Annotated in this window: 9 protein-coding genes; 2 read left to right on the top strand and 7 right to left on the bottom strand. The window is 66.4% G+C overall.

From position 1 onward, the window contains the following. Positions 1-10: 10 nt before the first annotated feature. The 5 genes from VGQ44_10315 to uxaC are packed head-to-tail and all read right to left on the bottom strand — an operon-like array spanning position 11 to position 6,301. Complete coding sequence (locus VGQ44_10315) at positions 11-1,039, bottom strand: sugar kinase (GenBank protein HEV8447207.1); 1,029 nt, start codon at positions 1,037-1,039, stop codon at positions 11-13. Next, a complete protein-coding gene (locus tag VGQ44_10320; protein HEV8447208.1) occupies positions 1,036-1,731 on the bottom strand; it encodes a bifunctional 4-hydroxy-2-oxoglutarate aldolase/2-dehydro-3-deoxy-phosphogluconate aldolase in 696 nt (231 codons plus the stop codon). Before VGQ44_10320 ends, VGQ44_10315 begins: the two co-directional genes overlap by 4 nt. Beyond that, positions 1,728-3,269 (bottom strand): tagaturonate reductase, encoded by a 1,542-nt coding sequence (locus tag VGQ44_10325; protein ID HEV8447209.1) that lies wholly within the window; start codon positions 3,267-3,269, stop codon positions 1,728-1,730. The genes VGQ44_10320 and VGQ44_10325 overlap by 4 nt, the downstream gene beginning before the upstream one ends. Next, positions 3,270-4,829, bottom strand: a complete 1,560-nt coding sequence (locus VGQ44_10330; GenBank protein HEV8447210.1) for an altronate dehydratase family protein — start codon at positions 4,827-4,829, stop codon at positions 3,270-3,272. It lies immediately after the preceding gene. A 5-nt stretch (positions 4,830-4,834) separates the two neighbouring features. Continuing rightward, positions 4,835-6,301 (bottom strand): glucuronate isomerase, encoded by a 1,467-nt coding sequence (gene uxaC / locus VGQ44_10335; GenBank protein ID HEV8447211.1) that lies wholly within the window; start codon positions 6,299-6,301, stop codon positions 4,835-4,837. 279 nt (positions 6,302-6,580) lie between these two features. On the opposite strand from uxaC, the gene VGQ44_10340 reads away from it, so the two are divergent. Both VGQ44_10340 and VGQ44_10345 read left to right on the top strand, forming a co-directional pair. Beyond that, positions 6,581-7,729, top strand: coding sequence for an ROK family transcriptional regulator (locus tag VGQ44_10340; protein ID HEV8447212.1), 1,149 nt, complete (start codon positions 6,581-6,583; stop codon positions 7,727-7,729). 878 nt (positions 7,730-8,607) lie between these two features. Next, complete coding sequence (locus tag VGQ44_10345) at positions 8,608-10,299, top strand: S8 family serine peptidase (GenBank protein ID HEV8447213.1); 1,692 nt, start codon at positions 8,608-8,610, stop codon at positions 10,297-10,299. Between the two features lie 83 nt (positions 10,300-10,382). Here the strand turns inward: VGQ44_10345 and VGQ44_10350 are convergent, their stop codons facing one another. After that, complete coding sequence (locus VGQ44_10350) at positions 10,383-11,342, bottom strand: M28 family peptidase (GenBank protein HEV8447214.1); 960 nt, start codon at positions 11,340-11,342, stop codon at positions 10,383-10,385. 63 nt (positions 11,343-11,405) lie between these two features. After that, the gene (gene sprA, locus VGQ44_10355; protein HEV8447215.1) at positions 11,406-17,573 is read right to left on the bottom strand and encodes a cell surface protein SprA; all 6,168 of its coding nucleotides are present in this window, start codon (positions 17,571-17,573) and stop codon (positions 11,406-11,408) included. Positions 17,574-17,577: the final 4 nt, after the last annotated feature.

The raw sequence follows: 17,577 nt of genomic DNA on the forward strand, positions 1-17,577 counted from the left end.
TCCTCCGCCTCTAGCGCTTCACTCGGCCGCTCGCGTCGCCGGCCATCAACGCTTCGACCTCGGCGACGCCGACACGATTGATGTCGCCGGAGATCGAGTGCTTGAGGCACGACGCCGCGGTCGCGAACTCGAGTGCCTTGCCGTCGTCGCGATACTGCCGTAATCCATAGATCAGGCCGGCCGCGAACGAGTCGCCGGCGCCGACACGATCCACGATGTCGGCGATGTCGTAATGCCGGCTCCCGAGCATCTGCTTCCGGTTGTGCAGCACGGCGCTCCAGCCGTTGTGATCCGCGCTGTGACTTTCCCGCAGCGTGATCGCGAGCTTCTCCAGCTTCGGAAAAGCGGCCAGCACCTTCTCGGCGAGAGCACGGTATTTCTCGTGCGCCAAGTCGCCGCCCTCGACGTTCACGTCAGCCTCGATGCCGAGCGCGTTCTGACAGTCTTCTTCGTTCGCCACGCCGATGGTCGCGAAGCTCACGAGCTCGCGCATCACTTCGGGGGCGCGCTTGCCGTACTTCCAGAGGCTCTTCCGGAAGTTGAAGTCGCACGAGACGGTAAGGCCGCGCTCTCGCGCCGTCTTGGCCGCCGCGACCGACAACTCGGCCGCCGAAGCGCTGATCGCCGGCGTCACGCCGGTGATGTGGAACCAGTCCGCGTCCGCGAAGACCGCGTTCCAATCGAAGTCCGCCGCCCGAGCCGACGCGATGGACGACCCGGCGCGGTCGTACGTGACGCGCGACGGACGTTGGTTCGTTCCGTTCTCGAGAAAATAGACGCCGAGTCGTTCTCCGGATCGGCGTACGGCCGAAACGTCGACGCCGAACGCGCGGAGCGAGGAGAGGCACGCATCGCCGACGTTGTTCGCCGGCACCGCGCTCACGAATCGGGCGTGAATGCCGAATTGCGCGAGCGACGCCGCGACGTTCGCCTCGGCCCCGCCGAACGTCGCCTCGAGCGTCGGCGACTGGAACAGCCGCTCGAACGCCGGCGATTTGAGTCGCAACATCACCTCGCCGAGCGCGACGACGCAGCTCACGCGAACGCTCCGGCCGGGGCGACCGCCGCCTGCGCGCGCCCGTGCGCGATGTCCGACGCGCGGCGCGACTCCTCGCGAATGCGGTCGAACTGTTTCGCGGCGATCCAGTCGGTGGGCGCCATCCACGACCCGCCGCACGCGACGACGCGATCGAACGCGAGATACGCCGCGACGTTCGTGGCGCTGACTCCCCCCGTCGGCATGAAGTTCACGCCGACGAACGGCGCCGCGATCGCTTTCAGGTAGCCGAGTCCACCCATCGGTTCGGCGGGAAAGAACTTGAGTGTGGTGAGGCCCAGCTCGAGCGCCGCCTCCACCTCCGTCGGCGTCGCGATGCCCGGGTACACGGGAAGCCCGAGCGCCTTGCAGTGCTCGACGACTCGCGGATTGAGTCCCGGCGCGACGACGAATTGCGCGCCGGCGTCGCGCGCGGCATCGACCTGCGCGGGCGTCAGCACCGTGCCGGCACCGGCGAGTAGATCCGGCGCCTCGGCCGAGATTCGTCGAATCGCTTCCGCGGCGCGCGGCGTGCGAAACGTGATTTCGGCGCACGTCAGGCCGCCGGTCGAGAGAGCGCGCGCGAGCGGGACGGCGTCGTCGGGATCGTCGATCGTGATGACCGGCACGACGCGCGCGGCGCGCAGGCGGTCGGGCATCATTTCGGCTGTCGAGCGCGGGGCGGGAACTGTCATGTGAGCGTCACCGATTCCGTGAGCTGGGCGTCGAGCGCTGAAAGTACCCCGTTCGCGCAGATTCGCATGAGGTGCTCGCCGACCAACTCGACGAAAGCGGGGATCGCGGCCAGATCCGTGCCCCAGAGCGATTCGTCCGCACACACACGCCGGGCGAGCTCCAGGAACTCGTCCTCGGTACGCGGCGTGAGCGACTGCCAGACGGTGCGGACGCGCTCTCCCTCGGCATCCGGCGGCACGGCCAGTCCCGCGGACCGTCGCTCGGCTTGCACGTCACCGCGCATGAAGGCGAGAAAGGCCGCGAAACCGAAGGCCAACGCGGCCGGCGGCCGGCCCGTTCGCGACGCGGCCGCCAGGATCGACGGCACGACGCGGACGCGCATCTTGGTAGTGCCGTGCAGCGTGATGTCGACAAGCGCGTGGTCGATGTACGCGTTGTCGAACCGCCGTAGCACGTCGCTGGCGAAGGCTTCCGCGCCCGGAGCATCGAGATTTGGCGCGATCTCGTCGAGCATGGCGCGGCGGAGAAACGCGCCGACCCGACGGTCGCGCACGGCGTCGCGCACGGTCACGAGACCCGCGAGCAGCGCCACCGGCACGACGATCGTGTGTCCCCCGTTCAGCAGGCGGATCTTTCGCTCACGATACGGCCGAATGTCGGGGGCGACGACGACTCGCGGATCCTCGCCGGGAAACTGGAGCCGCGCGCGCAGGTCGTCGTCGCCTTCGATCGCGAAGAGCGCGTAGCTCTCGCACGCCGTCAGCATGCCGTCACGATAGCCGTGCACCCGCTCGAACCGGTCGATCTCTGCGCGCGACGGCGCGCCCGGAACGATTCGGTCGACGAGCGTGTTGCAGAACACGACCGCCTGATCCATCCAGCCACTGAATCTCGTGCCGAGCCGCCATGAAGCCGCCGTCTCGCGCACGAGGCGCTCGAGGATGGCACCGTTGTCGTCCACGAGCTCGCACGGGAGAACGACGAGGCCGCGCGACGCGTCGTAGTCAAACGCGCGGGCGCGCTCCCGGAGAAATCGCGTGAGCTTCGCCGGGAACGAACGAGGCGGATTCGCGTCGGGCGCGTCGGCGGCGTCGAGCGTGAGCCCAACCTCCGTCGTATTCGAGATCACGAGCTGGATGTTCGGATCGCGTGCGAGCTTCAGCACGTCGTCCCACTGCGTCCCCGCCGACAGCGCGCGGCTCAGCGACGCGATGATCCGATTTCGCGGCCGCTCGGGTCCGACGTGAGTGGAACCGCCCTGAATCGCCAGCGTGTACAATCCGTCCTGCGCGTTCAGCACGGCGTCGCGCTTGCTGTCGGTCGACGCGATCGCGACGATCGATCCCCCGAACCGGCCGGCGCGATTCGCTTCGTCGATGAACCACGCGGCGAACCCGCGCAAAAAAGCGCCGGTCCCGAACTGCACGACGCGCTCGGGCAGATCGAGCGCTCCCGGCGGCGGTGCTTCCACGTCGACGCGGTCCGCCATGAACGGCGACGCCACGAGCTCGCGTGAAAGCCTCGGCGGTGCGTTCATCTAGAGCGTGACTCCATCCTTCCAGATCGCGATCTCGCGATAGTCGTTCGTCTCGTTCTTCGCGAGGCGAGATCCCGACGCCACATCGAGCACGAACGCGAAGAGCTCGTCATCGAGCTGCGCTGCGCTCGTCGCCCCGCCGAGCAAACGCCCGGCGTCGAAATCGATCCAATGCGGTTTGCGCTGCGCGATGTCGCTGTTCGACGAGACTTTGATCGTCGGCACGGGAAAACCCAGCGGCGTACCACGCCCCGTCGTGAACAGGAGGAGCGTCGCGCCGCTCACCACCATCGCCGTCGACGAAACCGCGTCGTTGCCCGGCGACTCGAGCAGCGATACGCCGCGCGCGGCCGGCGGCAGCGGGTCGCCGTATCGCAGCACGCGCGAGATGGTCCCCCGCCCGCCCTTCTGAATCGCTCCGAGCGATTTCTCCTCGAGCGTTGTGAGCCCGCCCGCCTTGTTTCCCGGCGACGGATTCTCGTAGATCGGCTGGCCGTGGCGAACAAAATAGCTCTTAAAGTCGTTGATCATCGCCACGATGTCATTGAAAACCAATGCGCTCTCGGCGCGATTCATGAGCAGTTGCTCGGCGCCGAACATCTCCGGCACTTCCGTGAGAATCACGCCGCCGCCGAGCGACGTGAGCCGGTCGGCCAGCCTACCGAGCAACGGATTGGCGCTGATCCCGCTGAATCCGTCCGAGCCGCCGCACTTGTGTCCGAGCACGAGATCGCTCGCCGGACAATCGACACGCTTGTCGGCGGCCATGCGCTCGACGAGCTTCGCGACGGCGCCCGTGCCTTCCTCCAATTCGTCGATCACGTCCTGCGTGTTGAAGAACGCGAGGCGGCTGCGGTCGACGTCGCCGGCGAGGTGGAGCAGCGCGTTGAGCTGGTTGTTCTCGCAGCCCAACCCGAGAACGAGCACGCCGCCGGCATTGGGATGACGCATCAAGCCGGCGAGCACGTGTTGGGTGTGCGAGAGGTCGTCGCCGAGCTGGCTGCATCCATATGGATGCGCGAATGCGTGCACGCCGTCCAATGTGCCGGAGAACCGCTCCGCAGCCTGCCGCGCGATCCGCTCGGCCGCGTGGTTGACGCAGCCGACGGTGTTGAGCACCCACAGTTCGTTGCGAGTGCCGACCTTGCCGTTCGGCCGCCGATAGCCGTTGAACGTGGGCATGGCCGTGGGTTGACTCGATGGCGCTAGAGACGGCGCATACTGATAGTCGACGACGCCGGAGAGAGCAGTTCTCAGATTGTGTGAGTGCACCCAATCGCCGGCGGCGATCGCCTCGGTCGCGACGCCGATCGGAACGCCGAACTTCACGACGGAATCGCCGGCGCGGATGGCCTCGAGCGCGATCTTGTGTCCCGGCGCGATCTCCGCGCGCGATACGACGCTCGAATCGTCGACGGTCACGCGTTCACCCGCGACGACCGGCCGCAGCGCGACCGCGACGTTGTCTTGGGCGCCGATTCGCACCACGGCCGGCGCACCGTTCGACGCCGCGGCGAGAGTCGCGCCCGAAGTCTGCGCGCGCTCGGTGCCGATCGTCATCGCGACTAAGTCCTCGCAGCCGCGAGCGGGCGTTCGGCGGCCGGTTGCACGGCGGGTGCGACTCGATACGTCTCGCGCGCGAGATCGTAGGCGAGCGCTCGCGCCATCACGTGCGCGTCGTCGACCTCCACGATGTGCCGCACCACGAGCCCCGCGAGGAAGTTCGCGTCCACGCGCCGAGAAAGATCGTGTCGCGCGGGAATCGAGCAGAAGGCGCGAGTGTCGTCGTTGAAGCCGGCGGTGTTGTAGATCCCGGCCGTCTCGGTGACTTGTTGCCGATACCGCGTCATGCCCTCGATCGAGTCGTGGAACCACCATGGCGGACCGAGGCGAAGCGCCGGGTACTGTCCGGCGAGCGGCGCGAGCTCGCGTGCGTACGCCGACTCGTCCAGCGTGAACAAGACCATCGAGAATCGCTCGTCGTTGCCGTACGCATTCAGCAACTCGGCGAGATTGCGCGTGTATTCGGTGGCCACGGGGATGTCGGCGCCGCGGTCCGCGCCGAATCGGTCGAACACCTGACGATTGTGGTCGCGGAGCGCGCCGGGGTGGAGCTGCATGACCAACCCGTCGTCGACCGACATACGCGCCATCTCCATCAGCATGTGCGCCTCGAAGCGCCGCTGATCCGCCGGCGTCGCTTCGCCGCGAAGCGCTCGCACGAAGATCGCCGACACATCCTGGTCGGACATCCGCGACGCGAACGGCTCGACCACTGCGTGGTCCGTCGCGGTCGCGCCAAGCGACTTGAACACCCCGCGCCGCTTCTCGAGTGCGTCGACGAACGACGCGTAGTTCGGGATCGCCCCTCCACTCGCTTGACCGAGGCACTCGAGCTCCGACGCCCACTCTGGGGCGGCGATCCGAAACACCGCATCCGGCCGGAAGGTCGGAATCACGCGACCGCGCCACCCCGAGGCGCGGATCGCGCGATGGTGCACGAGCGAGTCGCTCGCCGCGTCCGTCGTCGCCAGTATCTCGATGTTGAAGCGCTCGAACAGCCGGCGCGGCCGGAACTCGGGCGACGCGAGACGCTCGGCGATTTGATCGTAGACATACTGCGCCGATTCGGCGTCGAACCGCACCTTCACGCCGAACACTTCGTGCAACTCGTGGTCGAGCCAGAGCCCCGTCGGCGTTCCGTGAAAGAGGTGCGCGTGGTCGCCGAACGTCTGCCAAATGCGCCGCGGATCGGTCTCCACCACGGTCCCATCGCGCGCCGGAATGCCGAGCGACTCCATCGGAACGCCGCGCGAGTACAACATCCGGACGATGTAGTGATCCGGGATCACGATGAGCGACGCCGGCTCGGGGAACGCGGTATCGTTCGCCAAGATCGCCGGATCGACGTGGCCGTGGGGGCAAATCAGCGGGAGGTCGCGCGTTTCCTCGTAGAGCGCCCGCGCCGCGTGCCGAATTTCCGGGTCGGAATCGAAGAACCGGTCGGCGTGCAGAACCAGCGGCCGATGCATCCCGCGCCTCATGGTTCGCTTGTCCGTCGGGTGGGAGACTTGAAGCGGCGCCACATTTGTTCAAATTACGAACAATATCGGCGGACCGTTAGTGCCGGCCCCTGACCGATCCAAATTTCGCCCCGAACCAGGGCTGCCGGGACGGACGGCTGTTTCTACCATTCCATCCCCAGCGCCCTGCACCGTCGAATCGCCCCATCGCCCATCGTGCGGAAGATCAATACTCGCAGCTTCGTTCGAGCAACTCGGTCGACTCCCCGCGAGATCAACCGGCAAATCGTGCTGAACCTCGTCCGCGAGCACCAGCCGATCTCGCGGGCGGAGCTCGCCCGGCGTATGCACGTGGGACGAGGGATGGTGACATCACTGATAAGTGAGCTGCTCGACGACGGGTCCATCTACGAAGGCTCCACTGTGGACGCCCCCCGCGGGCGGAAACCCATGATGCTCTACGTCCGCACGCGCGACCGCCTGGTAGTCGCCGTGGACGTTCGATTCAGCCGAACCTTCCTCCAATTGGCCGACTTCAGCGGCGAGGCCATCGCCGCCGACTCCTTCGATACGATCGTCGACCCCAAAGGCCTGACCGCCAACCTCACCAAGCGCATCGGTCGCCTCCTGAAATCGCACCGGGCCGCGGGGAAATGCAACGGCATCGGCCTCGTCGTCCCGGGCATGGTCGATCACTCCACCGGGCGAGTGCTCAATGCCCCGCAGCTCGGCTGGCGTGACGTGGATATTCGCGACGAATTGGCCGACGCGACGGGCCTCGCGGTCCACATCGAAAACGCACCGATCGCCTGCGCGCTCGCCCAGATGTGGCTGGGCCAGCGCGGCGGAGATGCCCCGCGCGATTTCGCGTACGTCACCGTGTCGGACGGCGTCGGAGCTGGAATCGTGATGAACGGCGAAGTGGTTCGAGGCCACAACAACACCGCCGGCGAGTTCGGACACGTCGCCGTTGATCCGCTCGGACCAAAATGCCTCTGCGGCGCCCGCGGCTGCCTCGAGGCCTACACCTCCAACCTCGCCACCCTCTCCCGCTACCTCGGCCACGAGTTCTCGCCGACGGAAAGCCGGCGGATGCTCCAGGAGTCGGGGCTCACCATCGACGACGTGATCTCACGCGCACGTTCGGGAGAGCGACGAGCAATCAACGCACTCGAGGAGACCGCTCGGCACTTGGGCGGCGGACTCTCGGTAATCATCAACACGCTCAACCCGGCGCAGATCTTCGTCGGCGGTGAAATCACCGAGGCGTGGGAGCAGCTCGAACCGGTGATGACGAGCGTCATCCGCGAACGCGCGCTGACAGCGCTTGCCGCGGAGACTCCACTGGTGCCGGAACCGGCGAGCAGCTTCCCGAGGCTCAGAGGTGCGACAGCGCTGGTGGCGGCCCCCTTGTTCGCAGCGCCGCAGGTCGCATAGCGCCCCCTCGTTTCGGTTTGCGCGGACGCCCCCGGATGGCGCTGTCGTTCGCGGCCCCCTGCGAGTAGACGCCGGAGAACGTCACGAGCGAATCGAGTTGCCGCGCGAAGCTCGGCCCCACACCGATCACCCGTCTCAGCCCGTCGAGGTTGAGGAAGGGGCCGCGCTTCATGCGATCCGCGGCAATTCGTTTCGCCATCGTCGGCGAAACGCCCGGCAACGAATCGATTTGCGACGCGGTGGCCACGTCGAGATCGAGCTTTCCATTTATGTAGCCAGGTCCGGTGCGCGGCTCGCCGCGCTTTCGTCGCGACGGCTTACCCTGTCCCGTATCCGCAGCCGACGAGGCCGAATCGGCTGGCCAGGTTTGGGAGCGCGCTTTTGGGCGATGGCCGCGACCGCCGGGAGCTCGTGATCGCTCGGCCGATCGACCGGCGTTTGCTGCAGAGTCTGCCGACGCCATCTGCCGGTCGAGAGCGGCCTGTTCATTGCGAGGCACGTCGCCGCGCGACGCGGCCCGTGACACGCGTACAGCGGCTCCAAGCACAGCGACCGCGCCGAGGAATACGAGGGCTTTTTGATCTGGGCGAAGTGACATGGGGCAAAGCTACCGATGTCATTCGCGTCCAGCGTCACCGAATCCTTGCAACGAGAATCCTTTGAATTCGCGTCGGGTTTGGGTTCACAGAAAGAGTCGTCCCTGCAGTGAGCGGAAACGACGCGTCCGCCAAAGCGGCGGTGGCCGAGTTGCTGCGTGAATTCAATTCTCCCATCGCGCGTGCTGGGGCGTACCCGAGCCGGGTAAAAATCGCGTAAGCTAGCTAACACCCTGGGTTTTGGCCCGTTATCGTTCCACGAATCTTCGACCGGAATCGCACATGAAGTCGTCACGTGTCACGTCGCTGTTTTTCCTGTTTGCGGTCGCCTGCGGCGCGCCCAGTACTGTCGCGACGCGTCCCACCCCCACCCCGACGCCGCCTCCGACCGCCGCGCCGACCGCGCCCGCGGCCACACAGCCGACGAGCATTCCGCCGGTCACGCTCGCCGAACCGCCGCGCAACTGGCAGCTACTCGACGAAGGCATCGACCACATTCCGGGCATCAGCTCCGAGCGCGCCATGAACGAGCTGCTCGCGGGCAAAGCGCCGAAGAAGCGGGTGCTCGTCGCGATCATCGACAATGGGATCGACACGGCGCACGCGGACCTACGAGCGAACCTCTGGATCAACCCGAAGGAGACGCCGCACAACGACGTCGACGACGACCACAACGGATTCGTCGACGACATCCACGGCTGGAATTTCATCGGCGGCAAAGACGGCCAGGACGTGCACTTCGACACGTTCGAGGTGACGCGCGAGTACGCCCGTTGTCATGGCGGCGCGGCCGCGAGCGGCTCGGCCCCGATCACCGACGCGGCGCGCTGCGCCGAGATCACGGCGGCGTTCGAGAAACAGCGCAACACGATCCAGAGCTCGGTGGCGAACTACAAGGGTGCACTCGACGTTCTGCACCAGATCACGCCGATGCTCAAGCAAGCAGTAGCGCCGAACACCCTCAGCGTCGCGAACGTGAAGGCCTTGTCGGCCACGAGCCAGCAACTCTCGCAGGCGAAGCAGATCTACCTGCAGCTCGCCGGCGAAGGAGCGACGGAAACCGTGCTCAGCGACGGCCTCAAATCGCTCGAGGGACAGCTGAAGAACGGCCTCAACCCGGATTTCAATCCGCGCACGGTCGTCGGCGACAACTATACGGACTGGCATCAGCACACGTACGGCAACTCTGACGTGATGGGCCAAGACGCGAAGCACGGGACGCACGTTGCCGGAATCATCGGCGCCGTCCGGGGCAACGGCATCGGCGTCGACGGCATCGCCCCGTCAGTCACGTTTATGATGGTCCGCACCGTGCCGGACGGCGACGAGCGCGACAAGGACGTCGCGAACGCGATCCGCTACGCTGTCGACAACGGCGCGCAGATCATCAGCATGAGCTTCGGAAAGGCGTTCTCTCCCTACAAAGCCGCCGTCGACGAAGCGGTAAAGTACGCCGACGCGCACGGCGTCCTCATGGTGCACGCCGCGGGCAACGACGGCGAGGATCTCGGCAAGTCGAAGAACTTCCCGACCCCGACGTATTTGGACGGCGGACACCCGACCCTCTGGATCGAGGTGGGCGCGTCATCGTGGAAGGGCGGCGAGAATTTGCCGGCGACCTTCTCGAACTACGGCCAGCAGCAGGTCGATCTGTTCGCGCCGGGCGTGGACATTCTCTCGACCGTGCCCGGGAACGAGTACGAGCGCGACAGCGGCACGAGCATGGCCGCCCCCGTCGTCACCGGCGTCGCCGCGCTCGTGATGAGCTACTACCCGAATCTCTCGGCGGGCGACATCCGAAAAATCATCCTCGCCTCGACGGCGAAATTTCAGTCCCAGGTCGTCAAACGCCCGGGCGACGAATCCAAGGACATGGTCCCCTTCGGCACTCTCTCCGTCACCGGCGGAATCGTGAATGCCTACAACGCGCTGCGGATGGCAGAGGACGTGAGTAACGGGAAGGCAAAGCCATAGAACTGCCGGGGACCGGTCACCGGTATCCGGGACTGACAGCTGTCAGCTTACGGAGACCGGTAACCGGAACCGGCGACCGCTTCTCACTTCACCAACGCCACCGCCACGTCGCCCACCGCCTGCAGGCTCTTCGCCGACACTTTGTCGAACGTGTCCTGCATCGTGTGGTGATAGTTGGGATTCGACTGCGTGAACGCGTCGTGACCGGCGGGTAGCGGGCCGTACTGAATGTCGAGCACGTCGATCACACGCAGCCCCTTGTTGAGCAACGGCACGTGGTCGTCGGTGATCTGTTGGCCGACCTGGCTGATGAAGTACTTCGAGTAGCCCAGGTCCGACGCGGTCTGCCACACTCGGCTCACGACCTCCGGCGCGCGCTGCACCGAGTTGGCCTCCTGGTAGAGCTGCAGATCGGCGTCGCCGATCATGTCCCAGAGCACGCCGAAGAGCGGCTTGTAGTTCGGCGACGGGAGATGGCTCGCGAAGTACTGCGATCCGAAGAGCGCGTCCGGGTAGTTGCCCCCGCTGTCGGAGTCGAACGCGCCCCAATCTTCGCCGTCGACGAACAGCAGATCCACGCCGACCGACGGCGGCGTTTTCTTGAAGACGTCGCCAAGCGCCATGAACAATCCGACGCCGGACGCGCCGTCGTTTGCGCCGAGGATCGGGCGCGCTTTGTTGCCGAAGTTCGGGTCGTCGTCGGCCTTGGGACGCGTGTCCCAATGCGTCACGTAGAGCACGCGCTGCGTCGCCGCCGGATTGAAACGCGCGAAGATGTTCTGAAGCGGCAGCTTGGTGCCGTCCGCCGTCGTCTGCGTCCAACGCTGCACGGTCACGCTGTCCGTACGCTGCTTCATCTGCGCGACGATCCACGCGGCCGCGGAGTCGTGCGCCGGGGTGCCGGGGGTGCGCGGCCCGAACGCGAGGTGCGCCTTCACGTAGCCCAGCGCGGCCTGGCCGTCGAACGCCGTCTTCGCGCCGCCTCCACCGAAGCGGTCGCACCCACTCAATACGAGAATGGAGGCACAGAGAAGGCTGAGCATTCGCACGGAAAGGTCTCGTCCGGTAATAGACTGTACGTTAGTGGAATTGGTCATTTCAGCGATCTACTTGGCGGCGCCGAAGAACTGGAACTGTAGCACCGTGGACAGCACGGTCTGCGCGAAGCGCCGATTGAGGTTGTTGTCGAACGTCACGATGTGCGACGCCTGGAGCGTGAACACCAGACCGTCCTGCAGGTTCGTGTCCGCGGCCAGGTTGAACGACTGCCGTCCGTTGTCCGCCAAGCGGCTCTGGAACGCGCCTGTCGAGTCGAGCACGAAGGTCCGGTTGTGAGATTGCTGAAAGCCGAAGTGGGTCCTGAGATCGCTGCGTAGGCCGAGGCCGAGGCTCTCGGGGACGTGGAACGACCGTCCGGCGTCGATCGTGAGCTCGTTGCCGCGCGTGCGCGCCAGGCTGCCGGGCAGGCTGTCCAACCGCGTCGTAAGACTGTACCGCGCACTGGTGCTCAAGGATCCGCGTCCCGCCCAGATGACCGATCCGCCAAACGGATACGTCTCGGCGTGGCTGCGACGAATCTCCGGGGAATCGCCGGGGTCGAGCCCTGGCAGCGACACGGATGCCGTCGTGCGCAGATAGCCGGCGCTCGCGTCGATCGCGCTGAACGGTCCTCCTGGGGCCGGACGAAATCCCCAGCGCAGCGTGACGTCCGGGAAGCGGGTCTGCGTTCCGTTCGCCTGCGCCTGGAGCTGCGCCGAGTCGGGGCGCGCAATCCAGTTGGCGGTCGTGATGTGCTGAAAGCGCGCGTCGATCGCCGCGCCGCCCAAGAGACGGACGGAGCTCGCGGCGTTCCAGGTCCCGGTCTGTCCCGCGGCGGTCGCCGCGGCACCGTTCACGTAGCGGAACGACGACGGTCCTCCCAGCGCCAGCTCGAACGGCAGCGGCGGCGCTTTCGCCGACGCGTCGACGTCGCCCAGCAGGCTCCGCGTGAACGAAACGTCGATGGGTGTGAAGGACGTACCCATGCGGCGTATGAGACTCGAGTCGCGCGCGTAAGCCGCGAAGGCGCGCGTGACATCGATCGTCGTTCCGACTCCGATCGTTTGGGCGGCGGTCATGCGACGCGGGAGTGACCGATCGAGCGCCGCGAGCGAATCGTGCGTCGCGAGCACGCTGTCCACACCGATCACGCCCGGCAGCGTCGCGAACGACCGGACGTTTGGATCGCGCAGCATGTCGTACTGCGTCGACAGATCCGCGCGCGGCCGGAACCAGGACGAGAACGTCGGCGTGAACGACGCGCTGCTGGCCATCGACCGCTCGCGCTCGAACCCCGGCCCGACGACGATCGGCGGCAGCTGATTCGACTCGCCGGTCGTGTCGCGGTAATCGCGGAAGTCGCGGAGCGATTGAATCTCCCAGCGAAGCGCGGTTCCGCCCGTGGGTTGAAACGCCAACGCCCCGGCATTGCGCCAGAGACGCGTCGACGCCGTGCTCACGCTGGGATCGTCCGCGACGCTTCCTGTCGGATTGAGAAACGACACTCGGCGGTCGTTGCCGCGCACGAACCCGGTGCTCACGCGAAATTCGGTCGGATTCCAGCGGAAGGCGGCCGCCCGAAGGGCAGAGACTGGCCCCGCCTGGAGAAAACCGGGCAGCGCGGCGAGCGCGCCGTCGAAGAAGCCGGGCAGCGTCGCTGTCTGCGGCATGCCTCCCGCGACGAGATAGTCGACGCCTACCGCGAGCGTGTTCTGATTTCCGTCCTGGAACTCGGTTCGGTCCACGCCTGTCGTGTACGACGAATTGAGCGCCAGGTTGTCGATCACCGGTCCGAGCGGCCCGCCCATCGGCGTCGATCGCCGCGCCGTGAGACTGTACGTCGTGAGGTCGTTGCGCGGCTTGCGCAGCCCCGAAATTCCCTTTCCCGAGATGTCGGTTTGCTCGAGGTACAGCGGATCCTCGGCCAATGAGAGTTTGCTAATCGTCAGCGGCAGCGCCACGCCGGCTCCAGCCGGAAGCAGCTTCTCCAAACGGAGCGTCGCCCGCACGTCGATGTTGCGCTCCGTCTCGAACGAAGGCTGTTCTCCCAGCTGCCGGAAGTTCGGATCGCGATTGCTGAGCATGGCCTGAAAATCGGCGAAGTCGCCCATGTTGAGACGCGCGGTCATCGACGCGGCGGTGCCGCCCGTGTTGAGCTGCTGGTCCAATCGCACGTCGTCGACCCAGAGCTCGAGCGTGTCCGTCGGGTTGATCGGCGCCGAGCCCGCGCCGCCGGCCGCCGCCACGCGCACAATGCCGACGGCCACCTCCTGCACGGCGCTCAGATTCGGCGCCGTCACGGCCGGATCGATCGTGTAGACGATGTACCCGTCCTCGCACGCCGCGAAACGGCGCGACACGATGCCCATCGGGAGCGGCGACGCAGCGATGATCGCCGAGTCGGCGCCGGTGCATGCGATCGAGGACGTGGTTCCGGAGAGGTACGCGGCCTGAATCCTCTTCCGCAGGTCGATGAACTTGCCGAGCTGGATCGCGAAGTCGGTCCACGCCGCGGCGGTCCTCCCATCGTTCGCCGGCGCGCGATACATGTAGAAGTTGTTCTCGTCTCGCCCGACCTTGATGTACATCTGGAGCTCGCCGCTCTGCCCCCAACCGTGCCCGACGCCACGCCCCCAGACGTTGAGCCGTTGAAACGCCATGAAGTATTGCGGCCCCGCCGGGAATCGGAAAAACGCCTCGGCGCGATGATAGAGCGGCAGGTTGCCCGTCTGGATTCGGAGCGAGGCTTCGTTGGTTGTCGTGAGCGTGCCCTGAAACTGCGCGCCCTTCTGCGCGGCTTCGTTCACGACGCCCGGGGGCGGTTGATACGCGACGGCGGCGCTCGAATCGGTCGTGCCGATCGACGACGTGATCACGAAGCCGCCGTCCTGGTGCGTGCCGGCGATTCCAGCGAGCGTCTGGTTGCTCCGGTCGAGCCAACGCGCGCCGACGACCTGCAATTCGGCGATCGGCAGTTGCACCGGCACTTCGGCGTCCCCCTGGCCCTGCGCCGACACGATCGTGAGGCGCAGCGCGCGCAGCTTGCGCCGGTTGACGTCGTTGAGCGAGTCCGTCGGCGTCTTGAACGGAACGCGCACGAGAACCCAATTGCGCGTCCGCGGCTGCGGTTGCCCTCGAACGAACAGCGTGTCGGTGAACTTTCCTCCCACGCGCGTGATCGCGGTCGGCGAGGTCAGGTCGACGACGTACCGCAGGATCCGCTCGCTCTCTCGCTGCGCGTTCGAGAAGTTGAGCGCGTTGTCCATGTCGATGTCGTCTTCGTCGAGCTTGTTGTTCGCCACCGTGCAGTTGGTGCGGGGATCGCCGATGACGTCGAGCGCGCCGGGGGCGGCCCGGCAGACGCGGACGTTCGTCGACCGATGAGCCCCCGTCGCGTCGATCGCGACGATCGTGTCGGCGATGTCCCCCGGGAGACCCGTGTCGTTGATCGCGGCGTTGAACGACCGCGAGAACGCGTCGCGCTCCGTCGCCGGAATCGGGTTGTCGAAGCCGACGAGATGCTTCGCGCTGAACGTCGTGTCGCTCCCGGCGATCTTCATCGTGTCGGGCGCGAAGCGCAGAGCGTTCTCGGAGACGTCGCCAAAGTCGAGGATCAGCGTCGGGTTCGACGCACGCGCGAATCCAGTCGTGTCGAGCAGCGTCCAGAACTGGAGAAACTCACCGCGCGTCAGGTCGAGCCCGGCGGGGCTGAGGACGGTTTGTATGCTCCGGAACCGCCGCGACGCCACCGCGGCCGCGCTGTTGTCGGTCCATTTGTAGCTCCGCGATTGAATGTCGTACCGGCCGACCTGGTCGAGCGGAAGCAACGTGAGCCAAAGCACCGGTTCCGTGAAGCGAATTCCCGAGCCGACGAACGTGAGCCGCGGATCGATCGCGCTGTCCGTGAACGCGAGGCGTCGTCCGCCCGGGCTCTGAACGTTCGTCTGCCAGACCAGCGTCGCCGCGTGTGATGGATCGAAGAACGAGCCGCCGAACGGCGCCGCGAGCGAGTGTCCGTACGCCGGCAGGCTGCTGTAGAGCCATGCCTGGTCGGCCAGGGCGATCGTGGTCCCGCCGTTGGCGTCGAACGTCTCGATGTACGCCGTGCCCTGGTTGCGCGCCAAGAACTGCGGGTTGCTGTGCGCGACTTCGGCGCTGAACGAGAAGTGGGACACGGCCTTCGATTCACCGAACGGAAGACGGCTCGCCAGACTCGTGAGCCCCGGCAGATCCCAATTGAATCGCCCGGTAACGCCGGTCGTGAGCGTCGAGTTGCCCTGCAGTCCCAACTCCGGCCGGTTGAACGACGTACTCTGCGATTGATTGATCGCCAAGAAGTCGAGGGTCCCGTGTGAAACGGGGAGCTCGGACATGAAACCGGCGAGCGTCGTCGGCGCCGCACCGAATGAAACGTTCTCCTCATAACGCACGTCCACGTGCCGCTGCGCGGAGAGCACGGTGTCGGCGCGCATGAACTCGATCCGCCCGAGGTCGTAGTCGACGCGGTAGTCGAGGTCGCGCACGAGTTGGCGGCCGTCCATCACGACTTGCTCGGAGCCGGGACGAATCGAGCCCGCGCCGATCAGGATCGCGCCTCCCTGCTCCGTGCTCTCCGTCTCGTAGCGAACGCTCATGCGATACAACGACGCCGGATGCTGCGGCGAATAGATGTATTCGCCCGGTATCGTGTAGATGTCGTCGTTGGTCGGATTTCCCGGCACCACAAGACCACCGGAGTCGCGCGCACTGAACGGGTGGAGCGACGGAAACACGAGGAAGTAGTCGTGGATCGCGTAGGCGACGTCGAGCGACTGGCCGTTGCGGATGTCCGCCGCGCCGCCGCCCAGGTTGAAGATTGCATCGCTCCGCCGAGGCCAGATTCGGTTCTCGGCGTCGAATTCGGCCGGATTCGCCGTTTGGGCGAGACCGAACATCTGGAGAAACGTCGCGTCCGAGCCGGCGATCGGATGCTCAAGTCGGCCGCTTCCCGTCACGATCCGCATCTTGGCCGTCTCGCGCGCGAGGTTGCTTCCGGCGAATCGATAGACGGAGCGGATCTCGTTGCGGAACGCGGCCGAGGTGGGGCCGACCGTCGGATCCATGACGAGGTTGGCCACTTGGTCGCGGCCCGGCACAAACTGCAGGTCGGGCGTTCCCCCGGTCGTCGTCCAGACGGTGTCGCGGCCGTTGATTTTCACGTTGTACGCGACGACGAGTCGCTCGTTGGACTCATTCAGCGGCCGCACGAGCGCGAACCAGAGCAGCGACCGGTCGATGACGTAGTCCACGCCTTCGCGCAAAAGGTCGTAGACGGCGGTGCCGTTCGTCTGCCCGCCTCGCACTCGAAAACGGGGGCCGCCCGGATTCTGCGGCTGCGTGCCGAACTGGAGGCGATAGATGCGGACGAGCGTAGGACGCAACGTGTCCGGCAACGCGCGGCGCAGCGCGTCGATCTGCGACCGATTCAGGATGTCGATGTTCGGCAACGCCCCCGCCCGGCTGCCGCCGAGGAGCGCGGGGTCGATCGTGAAGAAGAAGCGGAGCCGCTCGATCTGGTAGTCGTCGATGTCGCGCGCGTTCGCCTGCTGCGCCCTGCTGCCGATCGTGAATTGGCGCGTCTGGCCGACGTTTCCTTTCTGTTGCGCGAAGATCGACTGGAAGCGGAGCGGCCCGAACTGATTCGTGATCTGAAGGCCATAGTTTCCCGTCGGCAGGTTGGCCGAGAGAAACCGCGACGGGGGCGGCGTGAAGGTCACGTTGCCCACGTCGACCCGCTGCCACTTCGACCCGGGGGTGCCCTCGTAGTACAGCGACAGCGAGTTGGACGCGTCGAACTCCCGCTGCATGTCGTAGTCGATGTTCACATGCCAGCGGTCGGCCACGACGCCCGAGCTCTTGATGGCCACGGTCGGCTGGAGCGACCAGGGCAAAAAGCCGGCGTTGCAGCCGGAAACCGCGCTCGTCTGGATGGCCTCGAGGTTCGTACAGACGAGGTTGCGGTCCCGCTCCTTCTTGCCCTCGACCCGCAGATTCAGCTCGAGTGGCAACTCGAGGCCGGGGATGGTCGTCGTTCCAGGCACGGGCGCGCGCGGCCGACGGATTGTGTCGGTGTCGGCGGGCGGCCGAGCGGGAAGGACGGGTGTGGGCGGCGTCTGCGATCTCGCCGGCGGACCCCAGGCGAGTCCAACGGCGAGCGCGATCAGGACAGCTCGCGTCGCGGAAAACAGGGGTCGCACCAAA

It is taken from the genome of Gemmatimonadaceae bacterium (assembly GCA_036003045.1).
Taxonomy (GTDB): Bacteria; Gemmatimonadota; Gemmatimonadetes; order Gemmatimonadales; family Gemmatimonadaceae; genus JAQBQB01.